Genomic DNA, 24,834 nt, shown 5'->3' with positions numbered 1-24,834 from the left:
ACATGCAACTAAAACATTTTGTGATTTGTTTATTATTGCTCTTTTTGGGACAAAATCAAGAGGAAGAAACCATATCATGGAGTGAATCTCGTAAACTTAATTGGGCTGATTTTAAAGGAGAAGTCAATCCAAATTCGGACGCAGTAGCCTTAACAGCCTCTGGTATCACATTTGGATTTTCAGTTTCAACCTCAGGATCGAGAATAGTGAATTACAGTACTACAGTTGAGGCTCATTTCTATCCTAACAAATCATGGTATGATAAAGAAAGGGCAGACGACTATATCCTTGGGCATGAGCAACTACATTTCGATATTACGGAACTTTATACGCGCCTTTTTAGACAACGCTTGTCTCAATTAAGGATTAATCAAAATATAAGAAAGCAAATGAAAGCCATCCATGAAGCTATTAATGCAGAATTAGATGAGACTCAAAAGCGCTATGATGAACAAAGTTCACACTCTATAAATACTGAAGTTCAATTACAATGGCAACAATTAATTGCTGAAGAATTACTCAAACTAGAAGAATTTAAGTCCATTTAGAATTGGAAGGTGATAAGAATGCACTAATAGAACTTGCACATTACAAGATGCCCTTTGGTAAGTATAAGGGTTCCTATTTAATAGATATTCCAGAGTACTATTTTACGTGGTTTAAGCAAAAAGGATTCCCACAGGGTAAGCTTGGTGTCATGATGACCCAAATGCACGATATAAAAATCAATGGTTTAGATGAGATAATTCGTAAAATAAAACAGGATTTTCCACGCTAAAATGAAGAGATTTAAAACATATAAACAAACCTTCAACAAATCCCTAAATACTCGTTTTATTTTGTAAATTTGCCTGCGTTTAAAGACGTAACATGACCACAAACCCTAAGTATATTTTTGTAACTGGTGGTGTGTCTTCTTCCTTAGGAAAAGGCATTATCGCTGCCTCTCTGGCCAAACTACTTCAAGCACAAGGCTATAGAACAACCATCCAAAAACTAGACCCTTACATTAATATTGACCCTGGGACATTAAATCCTTACGAACATGGTGAATGTTACGTAACAGATGATGGTGCTGAGACTGATTTGGATTTAGGTCATTATGAACGCTTCTTAAATGTACCAACTTCACAAGCAAATAATGTAACAACAGGTAGAATATACCAAAGTGTTATAGATAAAGAACGACGTGGTGAATTTCTTGGTAAAACGGTACAGGTGATCCCTCATATTACTGATGAAATTAAACATAGAATTCAAATCTTAGGAAACTCTGGAGATTATGACATTGTGATTACAGAAATTGGCGGAACGGTAGGTGATATAGAATCCTTACCTTATGTTGAATCGGTTCGCCAGTTACAGTGGGAACTTGGTGATAACAATGCATTAGTCATTCACCTAACATTAATTCCTTATTTGTCTGCCGCTGGTGAATTAAAGACAAAACCTACCCAGCATAGCGTAAAAACCTTGATGGAAAGTGGAGTGCATGCAGATATTTTAGTTTGTCGTACAGAACACGAATTAAGAGATAGTATCAAAGCTAAATTAGCACGTTTTTGTAATGTGAAAAAGGAAGCGGTTATTCAGTCGATTGATGCGTCTACAATATATGATGTACCAAATCTTATGCTCAAGGAAGGGTTAGATAAGGTTGTGCTCGAAAAGTTAAACCTTAAGAGTGATACACCAGACTTAACTCGATGGAATGAGTTTCTTAAACGTCATAAGAATCCAAAGAGTGAGGTTACCATTGGGTTAATTGGTAAATATGTAGAATTACAAGATTCTTATAAATCTATATTAGAAGCTTTCATACATGCAGGTGCCGAAAACGAAGTTAAAGTAAAGGTAGAGTCAATTCATTCAGAGTATCTGACTCCAGAAAATATTGAGTTTAAGTTACAGCACTTAGATGGTGTTTTAGTAGCTCCAGGTTTTGGTGAACGTGGCTTGGAGGGTAAAATCGAAGCTGTAAATTATGTACGCGAAAACAACATTCCTTTTTTAGGTATTTGCTTAGGTATGCAGATGGCAGTAATTGAGTTTGCAAGAAATGTTGTAGGCATTAAAGATGCAAATTCTGTGGAGGTTGACGAGAATGCCACACATCCTGTTATAGATTTAATGGAATCACAGAAAGATGTTGTAAATAAAGGAGGTACCATGCGTTTAGGTGCCTGGGATTGTGCATTAGAAAAGGAAAGTATTGCATATAATGTTTATAATAAGGATCTTATAAAAGAACGCCATCGTCACAGATTTGAATTTAACAATGATTATAAAGAACAAATCGAACGTTCAGGGATGAAAGCCACTGGTTACAACCCAGAAACAGGACTAGTGGAAATCGTCGAAATACCAGATCATAATTGGTTTGTTGGTGTGCAGTATCATCCAGAATATAAGAGTACAGTAGCAAATCCACATCCTTTGTTTGTAGCATTTGTTAACGCATCATTACAATATAAAAATAAGAAGTAACCCACTGCCACTTTGGCGGAAAGTAAAATTTGGATAGCTTTTTGGGTAATTCTATTTAACTAATCAAGTAGACCGTAAATACGGCTTTAAATATGGAAGAAAAGAAATTAGATATTAATTCAATAATAGGATTCGTATTAATATTCGGAATCTTGTTATACATCATGTATCAAAATCAGCCTTCTCCAGAAGAGATAGAGGCACAGAAACAAGCTGAGCAAGAAAAAGTAGAGGCTGAACAAAAAGCAAGTAAGCAAAATGAAACGCTTGTAACTACGGCAGAGGATTATTCGAATACTCAAAGTTTAGATTCAGTACAACGCGCAGCACTTCAAAATAAGTTAGGTGCATTTTCATATGCACTTTCACAACCCTCTAACTCTAGTACAACGGAAGTAGAGACAGATGTCCTTAAACTTAAGTTTAATAACACAGGTGGTCATTTAGAAGAGGTAAAGCTTAAGAATTTTGTAGACTTTGATTCTGTTCCTATTTACATGGTTAAGGACCAGAATAGTAGTTTCAACATTTCATTTGGCACAACCGACAATCGAATTTTTAACACACAAGACCTACCATTTCAGCCATCGGTTGTTAAAAGTGGAGAGAATACTGTGGTATCTATGAAGTTAAAAGTTTCAGAACAAGCATTTTTAGAATATCGCTATGAGCTGAAACCTAATGATTATATGATAGATTTCACCATTCGCTCGCAAGGTTTAAATGGTGTTTTTAATACTTCACAACCTATAAACCTCGATTGGAGACAAAAGGCATTTCGACACGATAAAAGCATCAGTTACGAAAACAGATATACGCGTTTAACTTATATGCATGATGGAGAGAAGGTAGATAAGTTAAAACAGATGGGAGATGATGATGAAACTGTTAACGATGTATCTTGGTTATCTTACAGACAACACTTCTTTAGTTCCATATTAGTTTCTGGTGATAATACATTTAATGACGTAGCTATAACATCAACTGATTTGGTTGAAGATGAAGAAGTAGATACCTTATTTACTAAAAAGTACACCGCAAAGATGCCGTTAGCTTTTAAGGGCGGAGAATTAAATGAAAATTTAGGGTTGTATTATGGGCCAACAGATAGTAAGGTATTAAAACAATATGGTAAGAGCCTTGAAGAAAGTATACCATTTGGTTGGGGCATTTTTGGCTGGATAAATAAGGCGTTATTTATACCATTATTTGGATGGTTAAGTGGCTTCTTGCCTTACGGTATTGCGATTATTGTTATGACTATCCTAGTAAAGATTCTATTATCTTTTGTACAGTACAAGCAATTCTTATCTCAGGCAAAAATGAAGATTTTAAAGCCAGAGCTAGACGCCATAAGACAAAAGTATAAGGATAATAAATTAAAGGCACAACAGGAGACTATGGCCTTGCAAAGTAAAGCTGGAGCAAGTCCATTAAGTGGGTGTCTACCAGGTTTAATGCAAATACCTGTATTCTATGCCTTATTTATGTTCTTCCCAACTGCCTTTGATCTTCGCCAAAAGAGTTTTCTTTGGGCTGATGATTTAAGTTCTTATGATTCGATTTTCGAATTACCGTTTAATATACCGTTCTATGGAGATCACGTGAGTTTATTTCCAATATTAGCAGCCCTTGCCATTTTTGTATACATGAAAATGACAACTGGGCAACAAATGGCAACACAGGCACCACCGCAAGAAGGTATGCCAGATATGAGTAAGATGATGAAGTACATGATTTATTTCTCACCACTGTTAATGTTGGTATTCTTTAATAACTATGCTTCTGGATTAAGTTTATACTACTTTATATCTAATTTAATTAGTATTGGTATTATGATAGTGATTAAAAACTACATCATAGACGAAGAAAAAGTTCTAGCTAAGATTGAGGTAAGCAAAAGCAAGCCAAAGAAGGAGAACAGATTCCAAAGAAAGATGAAAGAGATGATGGAGCAGGCAGAACAACAAAAGCAAGTACAACAGAAGCGTAATAAGAAGCGCTAAGTCAAAAAGAATTATAGATAAGCCTTGTAAATCAAGGCTTTTTTTATGCGTAAACTTTCTTTGATATGCGTATTCAGATTGCCACGTTAAGCACTCTGTTATTTATCTTCTTTAAAAGTCTAAATAGCTTCATAGTTTAATTATTCTAAGCTTTTTTAAGTGCTCACAACTACCCTAAGTTTGCAGAGTTACTTAAACTATCCATAGATAACTAGTGAGGGATTAATAAATGAAAGACATAACTATATAAACAAGCAAACCCGGACAAGCGTCCGGGTTTTACTACTAACTAAATCAATCAATATAAAAATGAGGTAATCAGCCTCGACTTTCCTATAATTAATCTACCGCTGGAGGAGGTAGAATTACTCTATCAATTACGTGTACAACACCGTTGATAGACTGTACGTCAACTAAAGACGTAATAATGTTACTCACACGACCATTCTGATCTGTAAGTGTAAAGTTACTTGTGTCTGCTTCGATAGAACCACCTAAAGTAGCAACAGCTCCTGTAGTTAATTCATCAGATTGTACGTTCGCACCAACAATGTGGTATAATAAAACCGCATTTACTGTGTCTGTATCTAAGTCTGTTAAAGCATCTATTTCTAATTCTGCTAATAAAGCAACGAATGCGTCGTTGGCAGGTGCAAATACTGTGAATGGACCAGCAGTGTTATCTGATACTGTAGCGATGTAAGGTACAGTTGGAGACCCTGTGTCAGCATAAGCTAAGGCATCTACTAAAATTGATAATGCTGGGTTTGATGTTGCGAAAGTTGCAATAGTTGGTAAATCGATTACCGTATCTACAATATGAATTGTACCGTTTGTTGCTGTTCTATCTGGATTAGAAACCGTAGAAACACCATTAATCATAACACCGTTAGATGTTGAGAAATACAAACTTAAGTTTTCGCCATTAGGACCCGTAGCTGCAGTGTTGGTGTAACCAGAACCAGCATTAACTAAATCAGCTGCCATTAAATTACTTCCAACTATTACATGGTTTAATAAAATGTTAGTTACTAAAGCTTCTTCATCAGCAGTCATGTTGTTTAAATCTACACCAGCTGCGTTTAAGAAAGTCGTAAACGCTTCATTTGTAGGTGCAAATACTGTAAATGGTCCAGGACCTTGTAAAGTGCTCACTAAACCTGTTGCCTCTAATGCAGCGGCTAAAGAAGTTAAATTGTTTTCTAAAGCTACATCGATTACCGTTGTGTCCATTGCAACTGGACCATCGTTGTTGTCATCATCATCACTACATGCAGTAAGACCAAAAACCAAGAATAATACTGGTAGTAATTTGAAAGTTTTTGAAATAAATTTCATTTTTTTGAGTTTTTAAAATTGTTCAACATTGCACAAACGTTTATTACATTTGTTTAACAAAAATAGAAAATGATTAAACAAAAAATATTATCAGGATTATTTTTAACATTAATTTTAACAACCTGCCTGGCTCAAAACTCGGTTAATCAGTTCGATAATAACGGTGAACGTCACGGTTTATGGGCTAAAAACTACGAAGGTACGGATCAAAAACGATACGAGGGTAATTTTAAGAATGGTAAGGAGATAGGTACGTTTAAGTATTATAAACTTAAAGATGGCAAGAGCGTCTTAAGTGCAACAAAGGTATTTAATGAGTTCAATAATATTGCTGAAGTAACATTCTTTACCTCGGATGGTAAAGTCGTGAGTACAGGTAAAATGGATAAAAAGAAATTTATCGGGAAATGGCTTTATTATCATAAGAATTCAAATCAATTAATGATTGAAGAGCATTATAACGATGAAGGCTTATTGGATGGTAAGCGGATTGTATATTATGAAAATGGAAACGTAGCTGAAGACACCAATTATAAGAATGATAAGCTAAATGGTGTAGCTAAATGGTTTACCAAAGCCAAACAAAATATAAGAACTATTACCTATTTAAATGGTGAACGAAACGGTTTGGTCATTAATTATGATGGTAAAGGCAACAAAGTTTCAGAGGGCTATTATAAAGGAGATCAAAAAACAGGTGTTTGGAAATATTATAAAGATGGTGTACTTTCAAAAGAAAAAGATCACGGCGCAAATTAATAGCGTTTATCTTAGATACAATTAATGAAATATCTACTGTCTTTATTCTGCTGTATTATTTTTTTGCATTCTTGTGCCAAAAAAAACATAAATCTAAAGAACAGTCCAATTACAAAAATAGATAGTATATCTAATCTTAATGAACTGCGGAAATTCGTAACAAATGCTGATGAAGCTTTAAAGCAGTTTATGTGCATGTCTCCACACGTTTATAAAAGTGAGGAATTAGCATCATCACCTCTAAAAGCAAAGTTGGATTCATTAATACCCAAGAAAGATTATTTAAAAGCCGATTTTGATGGTAATGGTTTAATCGATTTGGTCATTACAGGTTCAGTAAACTTTTCTTTTAGTGCTTTGGCAATATTAGATCAAGGTGATGAAAATTATAAGGTATTATCCTTAACACCTTCTAATTCTTTTATACAGTTTCCAGTTTACACACAATTGATAACAAAAAATGGAAAGCAACTAATTGAGGTGTATCAGAAAAGTTTGAGTCTAGTCAATGAAGATTTTGTTAAGTCCGTTTTGGTTTATAAGGATGGAAATTTTATTGAATATCAAGATGAGCCAGCTGACTATCAGATTTCAAAAATTGAGTTTGGGACTGCAGGTTGTTTTGGGACATGCCCAGTATTTGATATGACTATTTTGCCTTCTGGTAAGTCAAAGTTCCATGCAAAGTATTTTAACTTCAGTCAACAACGTGGTAGTGATGAAGAAGAAGGGCAATTTGAAACTGAACTAAAGCCTTCAGATTTTAATGCAATTGTTCAAATGATGAATGAGCTAAATATAAAAGATTTAGAATCAAATTATCGTGTCGGCTGGACAGACGATCAGACCATAAAAATAAAGGTCACATTCGCTGACGGTTCATTAAAATTCATTCAAGATTATGGTATGCAGGGCACAAGAGGCTTAATGTTATTATATGAAAAATTATTGGCCTTACGTTTTAATCAAGATTGGCAACGTATTTAGACCTTTGTTTGCCATAATTAATAGCTATTATTCCCATAGTATTTAGGTATAGCAATCTGGTTAAGATTGCTTTTTTTATTTGTAATTTTGCCTCGATTTTCGAGACAAAGGAGTTATGAAACGTGTTATAGTTGGACTTTCTGGTGGAGTAGATTCTAGCGTTGCGGCCTATTTATTAAAGGAGCAAGGCTATGAGGTTATTGGGTTGTTTATGAAAAACTGGCACGACGACTCTGTGACTATTTCAGACGAATGTCCTTGGTTAGAAGATAGCAATGATGCCATGTTGGTGGCAGATAAATTGGGAATTCCTTTTCAGACTGTAGATCTAAGTGTTCAATACAAGGAACGTATTGTGGATTATATGTTCAATGAATACGAAAGAGGTCGTACGCCAAATCCTGATGTGCTTTGTAACCGAGAAATAAAATTTGATGTCTTCATGGATATTGCGATGGAGCTTGGTGCAGATTATGTAGCTACAGGTCACTACTGCCGTAAAGGTTCTGTTGAAAAGAATGGAGAAACTGTTTATCAATTACTATCTGGTGTTGATGGTAATAAAGATCAATCTTATTTCTTATGCCAATTATCACAGGCGCAACTTGCGAAAGCCTTATTTCCAATTGGTGAGTTAACTAAACCACAGGTAAGAGAAATTGCAAAAGCACAAAATCTAATTACCGCAGAGAAGAAAGACTCTCAAGGGCTGTGCTTTATTGGTAAGGTACGTTTACCAGAATTTTTACAGCAACAATTAAAACCAAAGGAAGGTGTAATTGTTGAGGTAGATGCCTCTTTAGATACCTATCAGCAAACTGCACCACAATTTGAGTCTAAGGAAAACGAATTAGCGTTTCTCTCTACAAAACCTTCGTACACTCTTAATGATGGAAGAGTAGTAGGTAAGCATCAAGGTGCACATTATTTTACAAAAGGGCAGCGTAAAGGATTGGCAGTCGGTGGTACCAAAGAACCACTATTTGTAATTGAAACCGATGTTGATGAGAATATCATTTATACTGGTCAAGGCAAAAACCATCCTGGCTTGTTACGAAATGTATTATTTGTAACCAATGATGAATTGCATTGGATTCGTGAAGATTTAGCATTGAAGGAAGGTGAAACAATGGCTGTAAAAGCTCGAATAAGATATAGACAACCACTAGAGGAAGCCACTTTACACAAAGTACAATCTGGTTTATATGTGGAGTTTAAGAATAAACAATCTGCCATTACAGAAGGCCAGTTCGTTGCATGGTACATTGAGGATGAATTAGTTGGTTCTGGTGTAATTTCTTAACTTGCAATAAAATAAAAAGCTATGTTTAGATTAATATGCATGCTTTTATTGCTCCAGTTTACAATAACAGCAACAGCCCAACAAGATGCTTGGATTTATTTAACAGACAAAGCTAATGTTGCATCCTCATTAGCGAATCCTATTTCAATTTTAACGCAAAAGGCCATTGATCGCAAGGCACAATTCAATATTGTTATTGATGAACGCGATGTGCCTGTTAATGAATCCTATATTGCCGATTTAAAAACACAAACTGGTATTACAGTTATGGCAAAGTCTAAGTGGTTTAATACTGTACATGTAAGAGGAACTGAGGCAGATATTAATGCACTTGATGCTTTAACTTATGTTGATTCTATTGATTTTGCGGATAAGAGTCTTAATTCTGGCTCCCGAGAATTTCATGAGCAAGACAAATATGACAATTTTGAACAACAGGTTGTGTTTAACTATGGTAATACCCAAAACCAGGTCCAAATGATCAATGTAGATAATTTACATGTGGATGATTATACTGGTGAAGGTATTACTATTGCAGTTATGGATTCTGGTTTCCCAAATGTTAATACTATGGGAGCCTTTCAGCGCCTGCGTGATAATGGTGATTTATTAAATGGTTATGATTTTGTAACAAGAAATACTGATGTTTATGCCAATACGGCCAGTTCACATGGTACACGCGTATTAAGTGATATGGCTGGTTTTATTCAAGATCAATTTGTTGGTACAGCACCAGACGCATCCTACTATCTGTTTATTACAGAAGACGTTTCAAGCGAAAATCCTGTTGAAGAGAGTTATTGGGTAGAAGCTGCAGAACGTGCAGACAGTCTTGGCGTAGATATGATAAACACCTCATTAGGCTATCGAGTTTTTGATAATAGTAATTACAATTATACACCTGCAGATATGAATGGCCAAGTGACCTTTGTGTCGAAAGGCGCTTCTGTAGCTGTAGAAAAGGGAATTCTAGTTGTTGTGAGCGCAGGAAATTCGGGAGCTTCTTCGTGGCAAACGGTAGGCTCTCCAGGAGACTCACCAGATGTCCTGTCAGTAGGTGCTGTTAACGCAGATGGAAATTATGTATCATTTAGTAGTCAAGGTGGGCCTGCACAAGTAGGTTATCAAAAACCAGATGTTGTAGCACGAGGAGGAGCGGCTTATGTAATCGATCAGAATAACAACATTATTCAGAATAACGGAACATCCTTTAGCAGTCCAATTTTATGTGGTGGCATCGCTTCATTGTGGCAAGCCATACCAGATGCCTCGCATACTGAAGTTATGGATTATGTAAGACAATCTGCTTCTCAGTTCAGTACTCCAGATGATTTCTTGGGATATGGTATTCCAGATTTAGAGTTAGCTAAGAATATTGCACTAAGTACAAATGAACGATTGCGCCCAGAGTTCTATGTTTATCCAAATCCAGTAAAGGATGAATTAAAAATTCAATTTCCCAATGAAGTAATAGAGGCTGAGGTAGAAATATATAATCAAGTGGGACAACGTATATTCTCAGGAACGGTATCTTCAGATTATAATACCGTTAATGTCTCGCAATTATCAACAGGAATCTTTATTTTGGTACTAAGTTTTGAAGCTACTTCAAAGACGTACAAAATATTAAAAGATTAAATGTCAAACCGAATAACCGAACTTTTTAATATAGAACACCCAATCATTCAAGCAGGAATGATTTGGAACAGTGGATGGCGCTTAGCATCTGCTGCGAGTAATGCAGGTATTCTTGGACTTATTGGTGCAGGATCTATGTATCCAAATGTATTAAGAGAACACATTCAAAAGTGTAAAAAAGCGACTGACAAACCCTTTGGTGTTAATGTGCCAATGCTCTATCCGAATATCGTAGAGATTATGGACATCATTGTTGAGGAAGAGGTGAAGATTGTATTTACCTCTGCCGGAAATCCAAAAACCTGGACCAAGTGGTTACAAGACAAAGGCATTACGGTTGTACATGTGGTAAGTAGTGTAAAATTTGCACTAAAAGCACAAGATGCTGGTGTTGATGCTGTGGTTGCTGAAGGTTTTGAAGCAGGTGGTCATAATGGACGCGATGAGACCACGACGTTAACTTTAATCCCAATGGTTAAGGAACAGCTCAATATTCCATTAATCGCTGCTGGAGGCATTGCAACAGGAAGTGCTATGTTGGCTTGTATGGTTTTAGGTGCAGATGGTGTACAAGTTGGAAGTCGTTTTGTGGCAAGTGAAGAATCTTCGGCTCATATCGACTTTAAAAAAGTTGTTGTTGATGCCAAAGAAGGCGATACGCAATTAACCTTAAAAGAGTTAGCACCAGTACGCTTAATTAAGAATAAATTCTATAATGAAGTCCAAGAACTCTATAAAACAGCACCAACACCAGAGCAATTAAAAGAACTACTTGGACGTGCGCGTGCCAAACGTGGTATGTTTGAAGGTGACCTAGATGATGGTGAATTAGAAATAGGTCAAATCTCAGGTTTAATTCATGATATAAAGCCTGTAGCTTCTATTGTAAAGGATATGTTGAAGGAGTTTGAGGATTCAAAGCTTAAGGTATCCAATTTATAAGAGGATGAAGAAGTTTTTTGTTTGTTTTTACCTTCTCGCGAGTAGTACAGTATTCTGTCAGGAACAATTCGTTTTTACAGATCAAGGACTTAATCCAACTACTATTTCTATGGAGTTTCAAAACATTTCTGTATATAGTAAATCTTTGAAATGGATTAAGGATAATTCTGAAACGCACAAAATCAAAGTCTTAGACTCTTTAGAAAATGAGATGATTCTTTTTACAGCATCAAAGGGCAATGCAGTAAGTCTTGATAAGCAATATTTTAATGTTAGATATACCATTAGACTTAGTTTTAGGGAGAATCACTATACATTTGAACCAACGGAGATAGACTTAAAGCTGAATAGCAAATATGATATGGGTTGGAAACCCTTCAACTTTAAAGATACCAGCCAGTATTTTAAAAAAGGAAAACTTATTAGAAAGTATAGAGCTTATTTAAATGGTATTAGTCAACCAATTAATTTATTACATCAACAATTGGTTAATTTTATTGGGAGATAATATTTGAAGTTTTGCTTCAATCCGAATTCAAAACCACTACTTTTGCGCTATGGTTTTGAGCAACTATACCAAAGAGTTTAAATATAATTTAAGGTTGGCCTCTCCTGTAATTCTTGGGATGTTAGGCCATACCTTTGTGAGTTTTATTGATAACGTCATGGTTGGTCAGCTTGGAGCTGCCGAACTTGCCGCTGTCTCCTTGGGAAATAGTTTTATTTTCATAGCTATGTCCCTTGGCATTGGGTTTTCTACAGCCATCACACCTTTAGTTGCTGAGGCAGATACTGAGAAAAACTTTACTAAGGGTAAATCCGTATTTAAGCATGGTTTTTTTCTTTGCACAGTAATGGGAATCATTTTATTTCTATTGCTATTATTAGCCAAACCATTAATGACTGCGATGGATCAACCAGAGGAAGTGGTGGTTCTTGCCATACCTTATCTAGATTTAGTGGCATTTTCATTAGTGCCTTTAATTGTATTTCAGGCCTTTAAACAGTTTAGTGATGGTTTATCATTAACTAAGTATCCAATGTATGCCACATTATTAGCTAATATCTTGAATGTGGCAATTAACTATGTGCTCATATTTGGGAAATTTGGTTTTCCTCAACTTGGTATAGTTGGTGCTGCAGTGGGGACTTTAGTTTCGCGATTTGTCATGCTCTTCTTTTTATGGTGGTTACTTGCAAAGCGCGACAAATCAAGTCAATATGTTACCAATATAAAGTTCTTTAAATTGAGTAGCCAGCCGATTAAAAAACTCATTAATCTTGGCTTGCCATCTGCCATGCAAATGTTCTTCGAAGTAGCCGTTTTTACGGTTGCCATTTGGCTTTCGGGAATATTGGGAAAAAATGCCCAAGCGGCAAATCAAATAGCACTTAATTTAGCTTCTATGACCTTTATGGTGGCAATGGGCTTAAGTGTAGCTTCTATGATTCGTGTTGGAAATCAAAAAGGACTTAAGGACTATATTAATTTAAGACGCATTGCTGAATCTATTTTCTTTGTTGGAACTATCTTCGCAGTCATCTTCGCGATTTGTTTTGTCCTGTTTCATGATTATTTACCACACCTTTATGTTAATTTAGATGATGCTACAGAGATTGGAGATATTAATGAAGTCATAGAAATAGCTTCGACCTTATTATTGGCTGCAGCTGTTTTTCAAATTAGTGATAGTATTCAGGTCATTGTGCTTGGTGCACTAAGAGGTTTACAAGATGTAAAGATTCCTACACTTATAACTTTTATTGCCTATTGGGTGGTAGGTTTCCCAATTAGTTATTTCTTAGGAAAGGAAGAGGCTTATGGAAGTCTAGGAATTTGGATGGGACTTCTAGCTGGCTTAACATCAGCTGCAATTTTATTGTATTTGAGGTTTAATTATCTTACAAAGCTTTTAATTTTGCAACAAGACAATAACTAATATGGAATTACCAAAGTTTATTTTAGGAGACAATACGGATCATCCGGATGCTATATATATTATCCATACTGAGTTTCCTAGGTTTATCATTAATCTAGAAAATGATGAGGTAGAATGGTTCGAAGAGTTTGATCCACAAGACCAAAAGGAGCTCGAAACTGAAACTGAAAACTATATTAGGCAGGCTACTGAATTCTACGATAGAGAAGTGCAACGTTACGAAGACTAATGATAGATCAATTAATAGAACTTGATAAATCACTTTTTCTTTACCTGAATAATTTAGGTAATGAAACTTGGGATGGACTTTGGCTGGTTATTACCAATAAGCTGACGTTTATTCCTCTTTATGCTTTCTTACTATTTTTAATATTTAAAAAGTTTGGTTGGAAACCATTATTATTAATGGTTTTGGTTATTGCGGCAATGATTACATTCACGGACCAGATTACCAATGTATTTAAAGATGGTTTTATGCGCACTAGACCATGTAGAGCTGATGGTGTTTCAGACCTTACCCGTTTTGTCGCTGAGCGTTGTGGAAAATATGGTTTCTTTTCTGGACATTCTTCTAATTCTATGGCAGCCGCGGTTTTTGGAGGTTTAGTTTTACGACCTTATTTTAGAAGGTTGATTTTTATTCTACTTTTTTGGAGTTTTGTGGTGGCCTATAGTCGCATCTATGTCGGTGTGCATTATCCATTAGATATTATCTGTGGTATGGCCTTTGGTGCTTTATCAGGATTTTTATTCTACAGGTTGTCTCAATATCTCATAAAACGTTATTTGACGTAGATTCTTCAACTTGAATTCGCATATACTTTCGCTTTATCCATAAGTATATAAAACAATCTATTGGTGTACCAATGAGTCGCTTGCTAATACCATATTTAGATGTTCCTGCTTTTCTGGGAAAATGATGAATAGGGACTTGTTTTACTTTTCCATTCTGCAATTGAATCATAGCAGGAAAAAATCTATGGTAGCCTTTAAAAAACGGCATCTCTTTAGCGTTAGTTGTTTTAAATATTTTTAATGGACAACCTGTGTCGTTCACACCATCATTGGTAAACAGACGACGTATAAAATTGGCAATTTTTGAAGCTGATTTTTTTAATTGAGAATCTTGTCTATTAATCCTTTCTCCCATTACGAGTTCATAGTGGTCGCTATGCGTTAAAAGCAATTCAAAATCTTTGGGAGTTGTTTGTAGGTCAGCATCTATATATCCTACAAGAGGACTTGTTACGTAATCAAAACCAGCCATTAGTGCGGTACTAAGTCCTTTATTGGAACTAAAAGTAATGTGTTGAAAGCTTTTATTTCGTTCGCAAATAATTTTAATGAGGGCCAAGCTCTCATCGGTAGAACCATCATTCACGAAAAGAACAGTAGTTTTTTTAGTTGCTATTTTAATATAATTAGATAACTCTTTTTCTAAACGAAATATATTGTCCTCCTCATTAAACACAGGAACTACAATGGTGAATTCAGATTTCATTAAAATAGATTAAAGGCTTAGCAGATACTCTGCGGCAACAAATGGTGTTGTTTTACCAGCTTCAACAAGTTGTAATTGTTGTTTGAGTTCAGTTTTAATTCTTTCAGAATTATAGAAGTTAGATTTTAAACGTTCTTCAATGGTTTGGAGTAACCAAAATTTATTCTGGTTATTTCGATTTTGATTAAAATAATGATTGTCTTTAGTCGCAGTGATGTATTTGGTTATCATTTCCCAAACCTCTTCAATACCTGTATGTTTTAAGGCACTGCATAGTGATACTTTTGGTAACCAACCAGATTCCTTTTCAGGATATAAATGTAATGCTCTATTAAATTCTACTTTAGCAGATTTGGCTGCTCTCAGATTATCACCATCTGCTTTATTTATAACAATGGCATCAGCCATTTCTATAATGCCACGTTTTATGCCTTGTAATTCGTCACCAGCACCAGCGAGCTTTAGCAATAGAAAAAAGTCCACCATACTGTGTACAGCAGTTTCACTTTGACCTACACCTACGGTTTCAATCATTATAGTATCAAATCCCGCTGCTTCACAGAGAATAATAGTCTCACGAGTTTTTCTAGCAACTCCACCGAGTGAATTCCCAGAAGGGGAAGGTCGTATATACGCATTTTGATTTTTTACCAAATCTTCCATCCGTGTTTTATCACCTAAAATACTGCCTTTACTCAAAGTACTACTTGGGTCTACAGCAAGTACTGCAATTTTTTTTCCTAACTTAGTTAAGTGACTACCAAAAGCTTCAATAAATGTGCTTTTACCAACACCAGGTACTCCTGTTATGCCAATTCTTACCGAATTATTAGCATATGGTAAACAAGCTGTAATGACTTCATTAGCCTTTTTATTATGAGAGGTATTAGTGCTTTCTACTAAGGTAATTGCTCTACTCAATGCGGTGATATCACCATTTGTAATACCGTTTACTAAATCAGAAGTTGATGGTTGCTTTGAACGCTTAGCTTTTATGGATTTTACCGAGTGGATATTAAGAACTTTTGGAGGTGTAATACCTTCTTGTTCTTGCAATGCAGATTTATATTTAGGGTCTTTTTTGGACACAATAGCTTAAAGTTACGACTTTATTGTCAATACGCTTTAATAGGAATCTCAATCAAAGTTCTATCCCAGGCCATGGTGAGTTTCAGGTTCCCTGTGGTGTTATCGAAAGCAATCGTAAATTTTTCGACCGTTTCTTCAAGCTGTTTTACAGACGTTTCCAATTCCACAGCATCATAATTAGGATCCCACATTGGCTCCATTTTCTCATTAACACCCCATTCATATTGTCTTGTATTAAACATGACCTTCCAAGTGCTTTCTTTCGGAACTGTCCATACTGTATATTTTCCCTTCGTTAGACGCATACCACCAACATTGAGATCTTTATTGGTTTTAAAGGTTGTTGCTTCATTAGCACCTGTACGCCAAACTTTATCGTATGGTACTAGGGCACCGAATATTTCACGTTCACGTTTTGAGGGTCTATTATATTCTACTTTAAGGTTTAAATCGTTCAATTCAATTTTAGCAATATCCTTAGGACTAAGACGAGGAGAAAAAATATTTTCTACAAAAACGGAATATAATAATAATGCACTGGCAACAATGGCCAAAATGATAAGCAGGCGCTTGAGGAAACTGTTCATTAATTGCATGTGTTTAATAGTGAGTTAAAGATAATTCAATTCCATAACTTTATAAGATAGTAACGCTGAATTTTAAGCAAATCTTATAATTTCAATTTTTTTTGAAATTTTTTGCAACACTTAATTTTTTGTGTCGTCTTTAATGTGAAATCAACCAAAAACCAATAAAAAATTAGCACGTTTCAGATTCATATTGTTGAAAAATGCAAACAGAATGATAGGCAAGCTCAAATGCAATTGTACAATCAGTACTGTAATGGTATGCTTACAGTAGCCCTACGATTTGTTGGAGACACTATGGAAGCGGAAGATATTGTTCAAGAGGCATTTATAAGAGCGTTTTCAAAGTTAGATCAATACAAAGCTGAAGTAAGTTTTGGGGCCTGGTTGAAACGTATTGTAGTAAACCGATGTATTGATGTATTAAAATCTAAACGACAACGCTTAATTGAATTAGAAGAGAATCATCTTAATGTTGTTGATTCAGATTATGAAACAGAGTGGTTGGTTGAGGATGATATTACGATAGACGCGGTGAAATTAGCGATAGAGCAATTGCCAGAGAAGTATAGATATGTTGTGATGTTATACTTGATAGAAGGCTATGATCATCAAGAAATTTCAGAAATTTTGAATATTTCTGAAGTCGCCTCAAGAACGCAACTATCGCGAGGAAAACAAAAATTACAAGTTGCACTAAAAACAGAGAAAAATGGCACAAGATCTTAGGAATTTATTTAAAGAGGAAGAAGGAAACAAAGAGATAAGAATGTCTAAAGGTCATGAGGCACGTTTTCTAGAACGTTTGGATGAGGCCTTACCTGTAAAAAAGAAAGCCAGTTATTTCAATTTCTTAAATATTGCTGCAAGTGTTGTACTACTGTTAGGATTAAGTTATGGCGTGTTTACAATGTCTAATCAAACTGATCCTAATATTCCAGAAGATAATACTGTAGTTAATAGTATTAAAACTTTAGGTGATGTGTCACCAGATTTAAAAAAGGTTGAGGATTATTATTTGGCCAGTATCAACTTAGAACTTTCAAAGGTTCAACTTACACCAGCCAATAAGGATCTAGTAGATGGCTATATAGAGCGCCTAAAGGAATTAAATGAAGAATACGATAAACTAACAGAAGAATTAAATGAAAATGGACCGAATGCTGAAACCTTAGATGCCTTAATTGCTAATCTTAAGTTTAGACTTAACCTGGTTATGCGATTAAAAGATAAGCTAAGTGAGTACAGTGAGGATGCATTTGTACAAGAGAGTATATAATCAATTAAATAAAATCAAAAAACGAACAGTTAAATTAAAAAATCATGAATGCAATTAGAGTTTTAATGTTGTGCCTTATTACCAGTATTGGTTTTGCACAAAACAAATTAAGTAAGACGTCACAGTCTATCAAAGTAGATAAGGATGTGGTAGTTGATCTTAATACCAACTATGTTGAAATTGAAATAGATACCTGGAATAGAGATATCGTTGAAGTTGAGGCATATATAGAGAGTAGTGTTCTGTCAGGTGACGATTTACAGCGCGCCTTAGAAGCTTGGAATTTACAAATTGATGGATCAAATGACAGAGTTACAATCTCATCTGCAGTAGGAAGAACTGTCGGCTTATTTGGTGAAGCTGATTATGCTGATTTATTAAGAGACCTAGAATTTAAACTCGCTGATATTCCAGAAATGCCAGAAATTCTTGTATTACCTAATATGCCAGAGCTAGGTGAACTACCTGAGATGCCAGAATTACCAGAAATGCCTGAGTTACCAGAAATGCCAGAACTTCCTGAATTACCAAGTGGGATTACAACCATTAAGTTTGATTACGATAAATATCAAAAGGAAGGCGAGAAGTATTTAGAAGAATGGAGTAATCGTTATGAAAAAGAAGGTGGAAAGGAATTACGCGAGAAGATGGAAAAATGGGCCAAAGAGTTTGCAGATTCTGGTTATCAAGAAAAAATGGAAAAATGGGGAGAAGAGTACGGAATGCGTTTTGATAAGAAATGGGCCAAAGAAATGGAAAAATGGGGTGAGAAATTCGGAGAGAAATATGGTAAGGACATGGAGAAATGGGGAGAAGAATTTGGTGAGAAATTTAGCGAAGAGTGGGCTAAAGAGATGGAAGAATGGGGCGAAAGGTTTGCTAGAGAATGGGAGCGTAAAGCGGAAAGAATTGAGCGTGATGCTGAACGACAAGCTAGATTGGCCGAGCGCGAAGCTGCTATCGCAGAACGATATGCTGAGCGTGCATCGCAAATGGCAGAGCGTCAAGCGAAGATGCAAGAACGTAATAGAGAGATGCAAGAAAAACGTGAAACCTTATTTGCGAGAGGCTATGAAGGAGGTAGTAATAGTAAAGTGAAAAAGGTAATTAAAATCAAAATACCTAAAAAAGCCAAACTTAAGACAAACATAAGACATGGTGAATTGAAGCTGTCTTCGGTAATTCATAATATGAGCGGAGATATTTCACATTCATTTTTATTGGCAGAAAACATTGATGGAGGAGATACCTCCATCAATGTATCTTATTCTCCTGTGGTTATTAATAATTGGAGCTTAGGGTCGCTTAACTTAAATTATGTGGATAAAGCTCAAATTAAAAATGCTGGAGATATAGTCTTAAATGCAAAGTCTTCAAATATCAATATTGAAAAACTTATTAATACTGGTATCATAGATGGCAGTTTTGGCGATTTAACGATTTCTAATTTAGACGAGTCTTTTAGAAACCTCAATTTAGTTCTTGAGAATAGCGATGCCTATGTGAATCTACCAGATAATGCAAATTATAGCTTATTTTTCAAAGGTAGCCGTTCTAAATATAACAATGCACCAACTAATCAAAAGACCATTAGAAATTACCCTGAAGGTAGCAGTACAGATAAGACAATTGTTGTAAATGCAAAATATAGCAATGTTATAGTAGATTAAGCCCCTAAAAGTCTTAAATAGATTAGGGGTTTATTCTAACTTTTTTTTCACGTTTTCCATGAAATAGATACTTATTTTTATGGAAATTTTTGTTTTATGGCCCTTAGCGATTTTGAGGAATTATTAAAATCTCTCCAACCACATTCTTTATTACCAGAGTCTTTATCTAGAACAGACTTTACACCTTTAAATTTATCGGTTGATAACCAAGAACTCAAATCAGTAGATGTTGGTTCAGTTGAAGAATTGCAAAAATATGTATGGCAAGTCATGAAACTGCAAAATGCCAAAGTTGCATATGGTGGCTATTTGGAGAAGCGCGGTATTTATAGACGTAGTGATTATTTTAATCAAGAAGATCCAGAGACGGAGCGAAATATTCACTTAGGTCTAGATTTATGGATTAAGGCAGGCACACCAGTTTTTTCGCCATTAGAAGGACATATACATAGCTTTAAAAATAATACCAATTATGGAGACTATGGACCATGCATCATTTTAGAACATCATTTGAATGGGTTTAAATTTTATACACTATACGGTCACCTAAGCCTTGAGTCTTTAATTGATAAAGAAGTTGGAACAAAAATTCAAAGCGGTGAACAAATTGCGACACTTGGTATACCTGAGGTCAATGGTAATTACCCGCCACACTTACATTTTCAGATTATTAAAGACCTACAAGACTATTATGGAGACTATCCAGGTGTTAGTAATAAAATAAATCTTGAGTTTTACTCGGAAAATTGTCCAGATCCCAATTTGCTTTTAGGAATTTGAATCGTCAATATAATCGACAATTTTTGCAGGATTTCCGGCAACAATTGCCTTTTTTGGCACATCTTTGGTTACTATTGAGCCAGCGCCAATTACAGCCCCATTTCCTATAGTAATTGGTTTGATGATGAGACTATTCATACCAATGAATACGTTATCACCAATCCAAATATCTCCAGTAGAATATTCTGTTACGCCACTAGAAGATAATACAGGATAATGATTAATAATTTTTGTGCCTGTAGTTATTGTAACATTTTTACCAATTATAGTTTTGGTACCTTTTAAATTATCAAATAATACATCGGTTCCAATAAAAACAGATTTCCTATCGATAAAAGTAATACCACACCATTTTAGAATTAAAGTTCTAAAGCTTGGAGTGATAAAATACTTCATGGAAAGATGTAAAAACAAAAATTTAATTCCTTTCTTAAAAAATTTAATTGAAAATTTATTCCATGTTGCCTTATGCGTCATTTAAATTTCTGTATTTAATATGTTTTGCAGGTATGCCACCAACGATACTATTGGGCTGGACATCTTTGGTTACAACAGAACCAGAAGCAATAATTGCTCCAGTGCCTATAGAATTTACCGAACTTGTAATAACGACGTTGTTGCATATCCAAACTTCATCACCTAAAATTAAAGGTGAACAACTAGTAATGTTGTCAAAGATACTTAAGTTTTCAAAGTGATGTTTATGCGTTTGGATGGTAACATTGTCAGAGACCGTTACATTTTTACCAAATGTAATACCTCCACAATAATCAATTTCAATATTTCTAGAAAAGGTGCAGGGGCCGTTAAAATTTATTTTTGCCTTGGGGTTAGGTTTATCAAAATTTGTAATTACGACATTATTCGTTATCTCTAATGCGAAAGTTTTGAAGCGTAAAAAAAAGAATAGTTTTTTAAGTAATTTTAAAAGTGGAAAGGTGAAAATTAAAGATGTGAAAAAACGTTGTAAAACATAATCGATTTTATAAAGAAATTTTTTCATCAAACTTAGGCTTTAAAGATGATAAATTTTGAAACCATAAATCTTATTGGAAACAACAGACCAATTGTTAATACAGTTGCTATTAAATAATTTAAATTTAAATATACACCAATATTAAATAATAGATTGGCGAGCACATAAAAGACAAATATTGAAAGTAGAAATTTAATAAGTTTACCTTTAGTGTGTTGTGTTTGAAACAAAACCTTCAATTGCAGAAAATATAATAGCATATATGAAAGACCATAAATTATCATGAATGCTAATGATTGATTTATGTTTAAAACATCGACGAATAAGAATAATCCTGAAAAAACGAAACAATAACCTATAAGACTTATTATCATATATCTTACAAGCTGGTTCTTTGTTTTCTTATTTATTTTTTTCAAAATAAAGTTTCTTTTGATAGTATAGGATCTTTTCCTGGTTTTTTCGAATTCGACCTAACATATCAGCCATTAATGCATATACTGTTAGAATAAGTGACATCCCAACTAATGCTAGTCCAAATATTCCGATACTTTTATAAGGTGTAATACTGCCATTTTGTATCCAATGCGTCAGTACAAAACCTCCGAATAATAGACCAATCACTAGGATAATCATGGCAATAGACCCAAAGAAATACAAGGGTTTATAATCCTTAAGGCATTTAAAAATTATTGATGAGGTTTTAAGAGCATACTTTGTGAGGCTATTTGCTACTCGTGAAATTCTATCATCAAAATAAGTTACCTTAACTGGAACCTGAGCAACACGATAACCTTTATTTGCCAGGTCTAGAATAGTCTCATGGGTATATGTGAAACTACCGTCTAAATTTAAGTTTAATAAGCAGTCGTATGAGTATGCTCTAAAACCACAAGAAGCATCTTTAATTTTGTTTCTACTTACAAAACTTACGATTTTACTTATACGCTTATTACCCCAGTATTTTAATTTTGGCATTCCAACTGGCTTACCTTCATTAAAACGGTTTCCAATTGAGAAATCTACATCATTATTTAATATAGGTTTTATCATTTGTTGAATCTGGTTCACGTCAAATTGTCCATCGGCATCAATACTAACCAAAATAGTAGCCTTTTTTTTTAATGCATAATCGACTGCTGTATGGAAAGCACTTCCAACACCTTTATTGTAAGAATGGCTAATAACTGTTGCTCCTGTTTTTTTAGCTTCCGATACTGTATTGTCTGAGCTCCCATCATCAATTACCAATAATTCGATTTCTGAAACGCCTTTTAATTCTTTAGGAACAGATTGTAATACCTTATTAATTGTTTTGCCCTCATTTAAGGCTGGCATGTATATTATAACCTTTATATCATTCATGTTGGTTAAATATATCGGTTTAAGATTAAATAATCGAGTCTAAATTCGTTGATTATGTAAATAATACTGATAACATACATTGCATTTAAAATCCAACTTTCTCGTATACTAAGTCTCTCAAGAAAGTAATAAATACCTAACACAAAACCCGCTAATAAAATTAACCAATATCTACTGAAACCCGTTCCTGCAATTATTAGACCTAGCATAGTCAAAATTATTGCTGACAGAAGGATTTGCTCACCGAATTTTAGTGGTTTAGTAAGGTATCCTGCTAAAAATAAAATTATAAATCCAATACTTAATAAATAGTTTCTATACCCATCAATGGGAATAAATAATGATGCGAAAGCAGGTATTCCGTTTATTTTATTAACCTCTTCATGTTTAATAATACCAAGCCCAGCTTTAATATTATATAATAATGGATTCTCTGCTTCAAAACGGCTGAAATAACTGATTTCAGATAGATTGTTTTTCTCAATGTTTTGAACATATTTTAGCCACAACAAGACCGGTAATGAAATGAGAATAGAATACTTTAATAAACTATAAATTGTAGCATAGGAGGATGCCTTATAATATCGGAAGCAATTGTAAAGTATTATTAATCCTAAAATTGCATATACATACCTGGTTAAGATTAGCATAACAAAGAATAGTAACATTTTAATAAAATGTTTCTTTTTAACACTAGTTGTAGAATAATATATGAATCCCCAAAATGTAAACATTAATATTCCTTCTGGATATAGTCTGGCAAAAAATGTAATCCCTATGGGGTTAACAGCTGTAATTGCAATAATTGCCAACACCAATTTAGTTTTTAAACGTAATTGTGTTAAAAATAAATACAAGTATCTAAATCCAAGAATTGCGAATAAAAGATGAATTAATTTATGGAGTGTGAGACCAATTAGCGGCGTTGTTGACGTTTTTAAAAACGCTAAAATAAATGGAATGATGGGTGTAACAGTAGAAGGATAGTTTTTATAATAATATTTACCTTCTAGAATATGACTACCAATGGTATTGTACGTGTTTTCATCAGCTATCAGTGGCATAATTAAAGACCTGAGAGCAGAAAGAATGCTCAAAAAAATGATTAATGAGAATAACTTATGCTCTTTGATAAAGGAGATATATTTCACGCGTTAATGCACTAATAATAAAATTCTCTACGATTCTCTATTAGAATTGAAAGATAATAAATAAACCATGCAGTATTAGTTACTCTGTAATAAACTTGTCAATATCTTTTAGAGCATGTGCTCTAAGATAATCCTCTTCGTCAATTGTGTTGCCCTCACTAGAATCGTAATCCATAGTGATATACCACTTATCATTCACTTTTTTTAAGATAACATGGAATTGGCCATAATACTTTTGCTCTTCCGGTTTGCCTTTATTTACTATTAATTGATAAACACCACGCTCGCTGGCAGTCGCTTTGTTATTTATACGTTCAAAAAACCTCAGACTGATATTATATGAAATCCCAGCCTCCTTATTTTGTTGAAATCTTTTTTTATAGTTGTTTATATATGTTTGATAATCAACTATTGATTGACTACCTGAGATTCTAATCAAATCTTTTGAATGAATTTCGGCCATAAGGCTGTAATCAAGATATTCGAAAGCGTTATAAAATTTCTCCCAAGTTTTATTAATTTCAATTAAGTCCTCTTTTGTTTGTGCGTTAGAGGTAAACACAAAAAAGCAAATACATAAAACTCCAACTAATCGTTTCATTTTAATCTGCTGATAATTGTTTTTGGGCCAATTGCTTACCTAGTATAAACCCAACTATTATTAAAAGGCCGTCAGATAAAGTAAACCATAATTCTTTAGGTAGCATTACGATATTAAAAAGAGTCGCTAATAGCATTAATGCACCTACAATGTAACTCGGTACCATTGATTTTTTTGAAATTTTGGCCGCTACAAACATACCGACTACTATACCTGCAAAGTGTGCAATAACAACACAAATTTTAGCGCCCATTGGTATCTGATCCATATTATTTTTTATCCATTCCATATCCATTGGGTTTGCACCTTCGGGCAATGGGAATAAATTATGGCCTATAAGAGTTTCAAAGATGTAAACTGTAATTGAAGCAACTATAAAACCAACAATAGTGGCAAGAACATTTTTCATAATTATTTGATTTAGTTAGTACCCTC

General features: G+C 34.4%; 28 protein-coding genes. 17 read left to right on the top strand and 11 right to left on the bottom strand.

Annotated features, from left to right (window positions below):
* Nucleotides 1-2 precede the first annotated feature (2 nt).
* The 4 genes from ACRHOC_RS09375 to yidC all read left to right on the top strand — a co-directional run bounded on the left by ACRHOC_RS09375 (nucleotide 3) and on the right by yidC (nucleotide 4,493).
* Nucleotides 3-548, top strand: a complete 546-nt coding sequence (locus ACRHOC_RS09375; RefSeq protein ID WP_431158372.1) for a DUF922 domain-containing protein — start codon at nucleotides 3-5, stop codon at nucleotides 546-548.
* Nucleotides 549-550: 2 nt separating this feature from the next.
* Nucleotides 551-778, top strand: a complete 228-nt coding sequence (locus ACRHOC_RS09370) for a DUF3820 family protein (RefSeq protein ID WP_431158370.1) — start codon at nucleotides 551-553, stop codon at nucleotides 776-778.
* A 92-nt stretch (nucleotides 779-870) separates the two neighbouring features.
* On the top strand, nucleotides 871-2,487 hold the full coding sequence (locus ACRHOC_RS09365) for a CTP synthase (protein ID WP_431158369.1): 1,617 nt from the start codon (nucleotides 871-873) through the stop codon (nucleotides 2,485-2,487).
* A gap of 92 nt (nucleotides 2,488-2,579) precedes the next feature.
* Entirely contained in the window at nucleotides 2,580-4,493 is a 1,914-nt protein-coding gene (yidC, locus tag ACRHOC_RS09360) for a membrane protein insertase YidC (protein ID WP_431158367.1), read from the top strand.
* A gap of 339 nt (nucleotides 4,494-4,832) precedes the next feature.
* Here yidC and ACRHOC_RS09355 read toward each other — a convergent pair whose 3' ends face one another.
* Nucleotides 4,833-5,831 (bottom strand): fasciclin domain-containing protein, encoded by a 999-nt coding sequence (locus tag ACRHOC_RS09355; RefSeq protein WP_431158366.1) that lies wholly within the window; start codon nucleotides 5,829-5,831, stop codon nucleotides 4,833-4,835.
* Between the two features lie 69 nt (nucleotides 5,832-5,900).
* Here ACRHOC_RS09355 and ACRHOC_RS09350 point away from each other — a divergent pair, with 69 nt between their 5' ends.
* The 9 genes from ACRHOC_RS09350 to ACRHOC_RS09310 all read left to right on the top strand — a co-directional run bounded on the left by ACRHOC_RS09350 (nucleotide 5,901) and on the right by ACRHOC_RS09310 (nucleotide 14,195).
* A complete protein-coding gene (locus ACRHOC_RS09350; protein WP_431158364.1) occupies nucleotides 5,901-6,590 on the top strand; it encodes a toxin-antitoxin system YwqK family antitoxin in 690 nt (229 codons plus the stop codon).
* A 24-nt stretch (nucleotides 6,591-6,614) separates the two neighbouring features.
* Nucleotides 6,615-7,577, top strand: coding sequence for a DUF6438 domain-containing protein (locus tag ACRHOC_RS09345; RefSeq protein ID WP_431158363.1), 963 nt, complete (start codon nucleotides 6,615-6,617; stop codon nucleotides 7,575-7,577).
* Nucleotides 7,578-7,692: 115 nt separating this feature from the next.
* On the top strand, nucleotides 7,693-8,880 hold the full coding sequence (gene mnmA, locus ACRHOC_RS09340) for a tRNA 2-thiouridine(34) synthase MnmA (RefSeq protein ID WP_431158361.1): 1,188 nt from the start codon (nucleotides 7,693-7,695) through the stop codon (nucleotides 8,878-8,880).
* Between the two features lie 21 nt (nucleotides 8,881-8,901).
* Nucleotides 8,902-10,518, top strand: a complete 1,617-nt coding sequence (locus ACRHOC_RS09335) for a S8 family serine peptidase (protein ID WP_431158359.1) — start codon at nucleotides 8,902-8,904, stop codon at nucleotides 10,516-10,518.
* Nucleotides 10,519-11,460: an NAD(P)H-dependent flavin oxidoreductase gene (locus tag ACRHOC_RS09330; protein WP_431158358.1), complete on the top strand. Its 942-nt coding sequence runs from the start codon at nucleotides 10,519-10,521 to the stop codon at nucleotides 11,458-11,460. It abuts the gene before it with no gap.
* A 4-nt stretch (nucleotides 11,461-11,464) separates the two neighbouring features.
* A complete protein-coding gene (locus ACRHOC_RS09325; protein ID WP_431158357.1) occupies nucleotides 11,465-11,968 on the top strand; it encodes a hypothetical protein in 504 nt (167 codons plus the stop codon).
* Between the two features lie 49 nt (nucleotides 11,969-12,017).
* Nucleotides 12,018-13,400: an MATE family efflux transporter gene (locus tag ACRHOC_RS09320; RefSeq protein ID WP_431158356.1), complete on the top strand. Its 1,383-nt coding sequence runs from the start codon at nucleotides 12,018-12,020 to the stop codon at nucleotides 13,398-13,400.
* Between the two features lies 1 nt (nucleotide 13,401).
* A complete protein-coding gene (locus tag ACRHOC_RS09315; RefSeq protein WP_431158354.1) occupies nucleotides 13,402-13,629 on the top strand; it encodes a hypothetical protein in 228 nt (75 codons plus the stop codon).
* A complete protein-coding gene (locus ACRHOC_RS09310; RefSeq protein WP_431158353.1) occupies nucleotides 13,629-14,195 on the top strand; it encodes a phosphatase PAP2 family protein in 567 nt (188 codons plus the stop codon). The genes ACRHOC_RS09315 and ACRHOC_RS09310 overlap by 1 nt, the downstream gene beginning before the upstream one ends.
* Here ACRHOC_RS09310 and ACRHOC_RS09305 read toward each other — a convergent pair.
* The 3 genes from ACRHOC_RS09305 to ACRHOC_RS09295 are packed head-to-tail and all read right to left on the bottom strand — an operon-like array spanning nucleotide 14,173 to nucleotide 16,577.
* Nucleotides 14,173-14,901, bottom strand: coding sequence for a glycosyltransferase family 2 protein (locus ACRHOC_RS09305; RefSeq protein WP_431158351.1), 729 nt, complete (start codon nucleotides 14,899-14,901; stop codon nucleotides 14,173-14,175). The genes ACRHOC_RS09310 and ACRHOC_RS09305 overlap by 23 nt on opposite strands.
* A 9-nt stretch (nucleotides 14,902-14,910) precedes the next feature.
* Nucleotides 14,911-15,990 (bottom strand): methylmalonyl Co-A mutase-associated GTPase MeaB, encoded by a 1,080-nt coding sequence (gene meaB / locus ACRHOC_RS09300; protein ID WP_431158350.1) that lies wholly within the window; start codon nucleotides 15,988-15,990, stop codon nucleotides 14,911-14,913.
* A 26-nt stretch (nucleotides 15,991-16,016) separates the two neighbouring features.
* On the bottom strand, nucleotides 16,017-16,577 hold the full coding sequence (locus ACRHOC_RS09295; RefSeq protein ID WP_431158348.1) for a DUF2911 domain-containing protein: 561 nt from the start codon (nucleotides 16,575-16,577) through the stop codon (nucleotides 16,017-16,019).
* 231 nt (nucleotides 16,578-16,808) lie between these two features.
* On the opposite strand from ACRHOC_RS09295, the gene ACRHOC_RS09290 reads away from it, so the two are divergent.
* The 4 genes from ACRHOC_RS09290 to ACRHOC_RS09275 all read left to right on the top strand — a co-directional run bounded on the left by ACRHOC_RS09290 (nucleotide 16,809) and on the right by ACRHOC_RS09275 (nucleotide 20,306).
* Nucleotides 16,809-17,306 (top strand): RNA polymerase sigma factor, encoded by a 498-nt coding sequence (locus ACRHOC_RS09290; protein ID WP_431158347.1) that lies wholly within the window; start codon nucleotides 16,809-16,811, stop codon nucleotides 17,304-17,306.
* Nucleotides 17,290-17,856, top strand: coding sequence for a hypothetical protein (locus ACRHOC_RS09285; protein WP_431158346.1), 567 nt, complete (start codon nucleotides 17,290-17,292; stop codon nucleotides 17,854-17,856). The genes ACRHOC_RS09290 and ACRHOC_RS09285 overlap by 17 nt, the downstream gene beginning before the upstream one ends.
* A 44-nt stretch (nucleotides 17,857-17,900) precedes the next feature.
* A complete protein-coding gene (locus tag ACRHOC_RS09280) occupies nucleotides 17,901-19,526 on the top strand; it encodes a hypothetical protein (protein ID WP_431158344.1) in 1,626 nt (541 codons plus the stop codon).
* 96 nt (nucleotides 19,527-19,622) lie between these two features.
* On the top strand, nucleotides 19,623-20,306 hold the full coding sequence (locus ACRHOC_RS09275; protein WP_431158343.1) for a peptidoglycan DD-metalloendopeptidase family protein: 684 nt from the start codon (nucleotides 19,623-19,625) through the stop codon (nucleotides 20,304-20,306).
* Here ACRHOC_RS09275 and ACRHOC_RS09270 read toward each other — a convergent pair.
* From ACRHOC_RS09270 to ACRHOC_RS09240, 7 genes are all read right to left on the bottom strand, one after another.
* The gene (locus ACRHOC_RS09270) at nucleotides 20,295-20,702 is read right to left on the bottom strand and encodes an acyltransferase (protein ID WP_431158342.1); all 408 of its coding nucleotides are present in this window, start codon (nucleotides 20,700-20,702) and stop codon (nucleotides 20,295-20,297) included. The genes ACRHOC_RS09275 and ACRHOC_RS09270 overlap by 12 nt on opposite strands.
* 70 nt (nucleotides 20,703-20,772) lie before the next feature.
* Nucleotides 20,773-21,309 (bottom strand): acyltransferase, encoded by a 537-nt coding sequence (locus tag ACRHOC_RS09265; protein WP_431158341.1) that lies wholly within the window; start codon nucleotides 21,307-21,309, stop codon nucleotides 20,773-20,775.
* 5 nt (nucleotides 21,310-21,314) lie between these two features.
* Entirely contained in the window at nucleotides 21,315-21,656 is a 342-nt protein-coding gene (locus ACRHOC_RS09260) for a GtrA family protein (protein ID WP_431158436.1), read from the bottom strand.
* A 28-nt stretch (nucleotides 21,657-21,684) separates the two neighbouring features.
* Complete coding sequence (locus ACRHOC_RS09255) at nucleotides 21,685-22,647, bottom strand: glycosyltransferase family 2 protein (RefSeq protein WP_431158339.1); 963 nt, start codon at nucleotides 22,645-22,647, stop codon at nucleotides 21,685-21,687.
* A gap of 5 nt (nucleotides 22,648-22,652) precedes the next feature.
* Nucleotides 22,653-23,711: a hypothetical protein gene (locus ACRHOC_RS09250; protein ID WP_431158338.1), complete on the bottom strand. Its 1,059-nt coding sequence runs from the start codon at nucleotides 23,709-23,711 to the stop codon at nucleotides 22,653-22,655.
* A gap of 166 nt (nucleotides 23,712-23,877) precedes the next feature.
* A complete protein-coding gene (locus tag ACRHOC_RS09245) occupies nucleotides 23,878-24,399 on the bottom strand; it encodes a hypothetical protein (protein ID WP_431158337.1) in 522 nt (173 codons plus the stop codon).
* 1 nt (nucleotide 24,400) lies between these two features.
* On the bottom strand, nucleotides 24,401-24,808 hold the full coding sequence (locus tag ACRHOC_RS09240; protein WP_431158336.1) for a hypothetical protein: 408 nt from the start codon (nucleotides 24,806-24,808) through the stop codon (nucleotides 24,401-24,403).
* Nucleotides 24,809-24,834 lie beyond the last annotated feature (26 nt).

It is taken from the genome of Winogradskyella poriferorum (genome assembly GCF_050618035.1).
Classification (GTDB): Bacteria; Bacteroidota; Bacteroidia; order Flavobacteriales; family Flavobacteriaceae; genus Winogradskyella; species Winogradskyella poriferorum_A.
The sequence above is the reverse complement of the archived record's forward strand: the minus strand, read 5'-3'. Positions and strand labels throughout refer to the sequence as shown.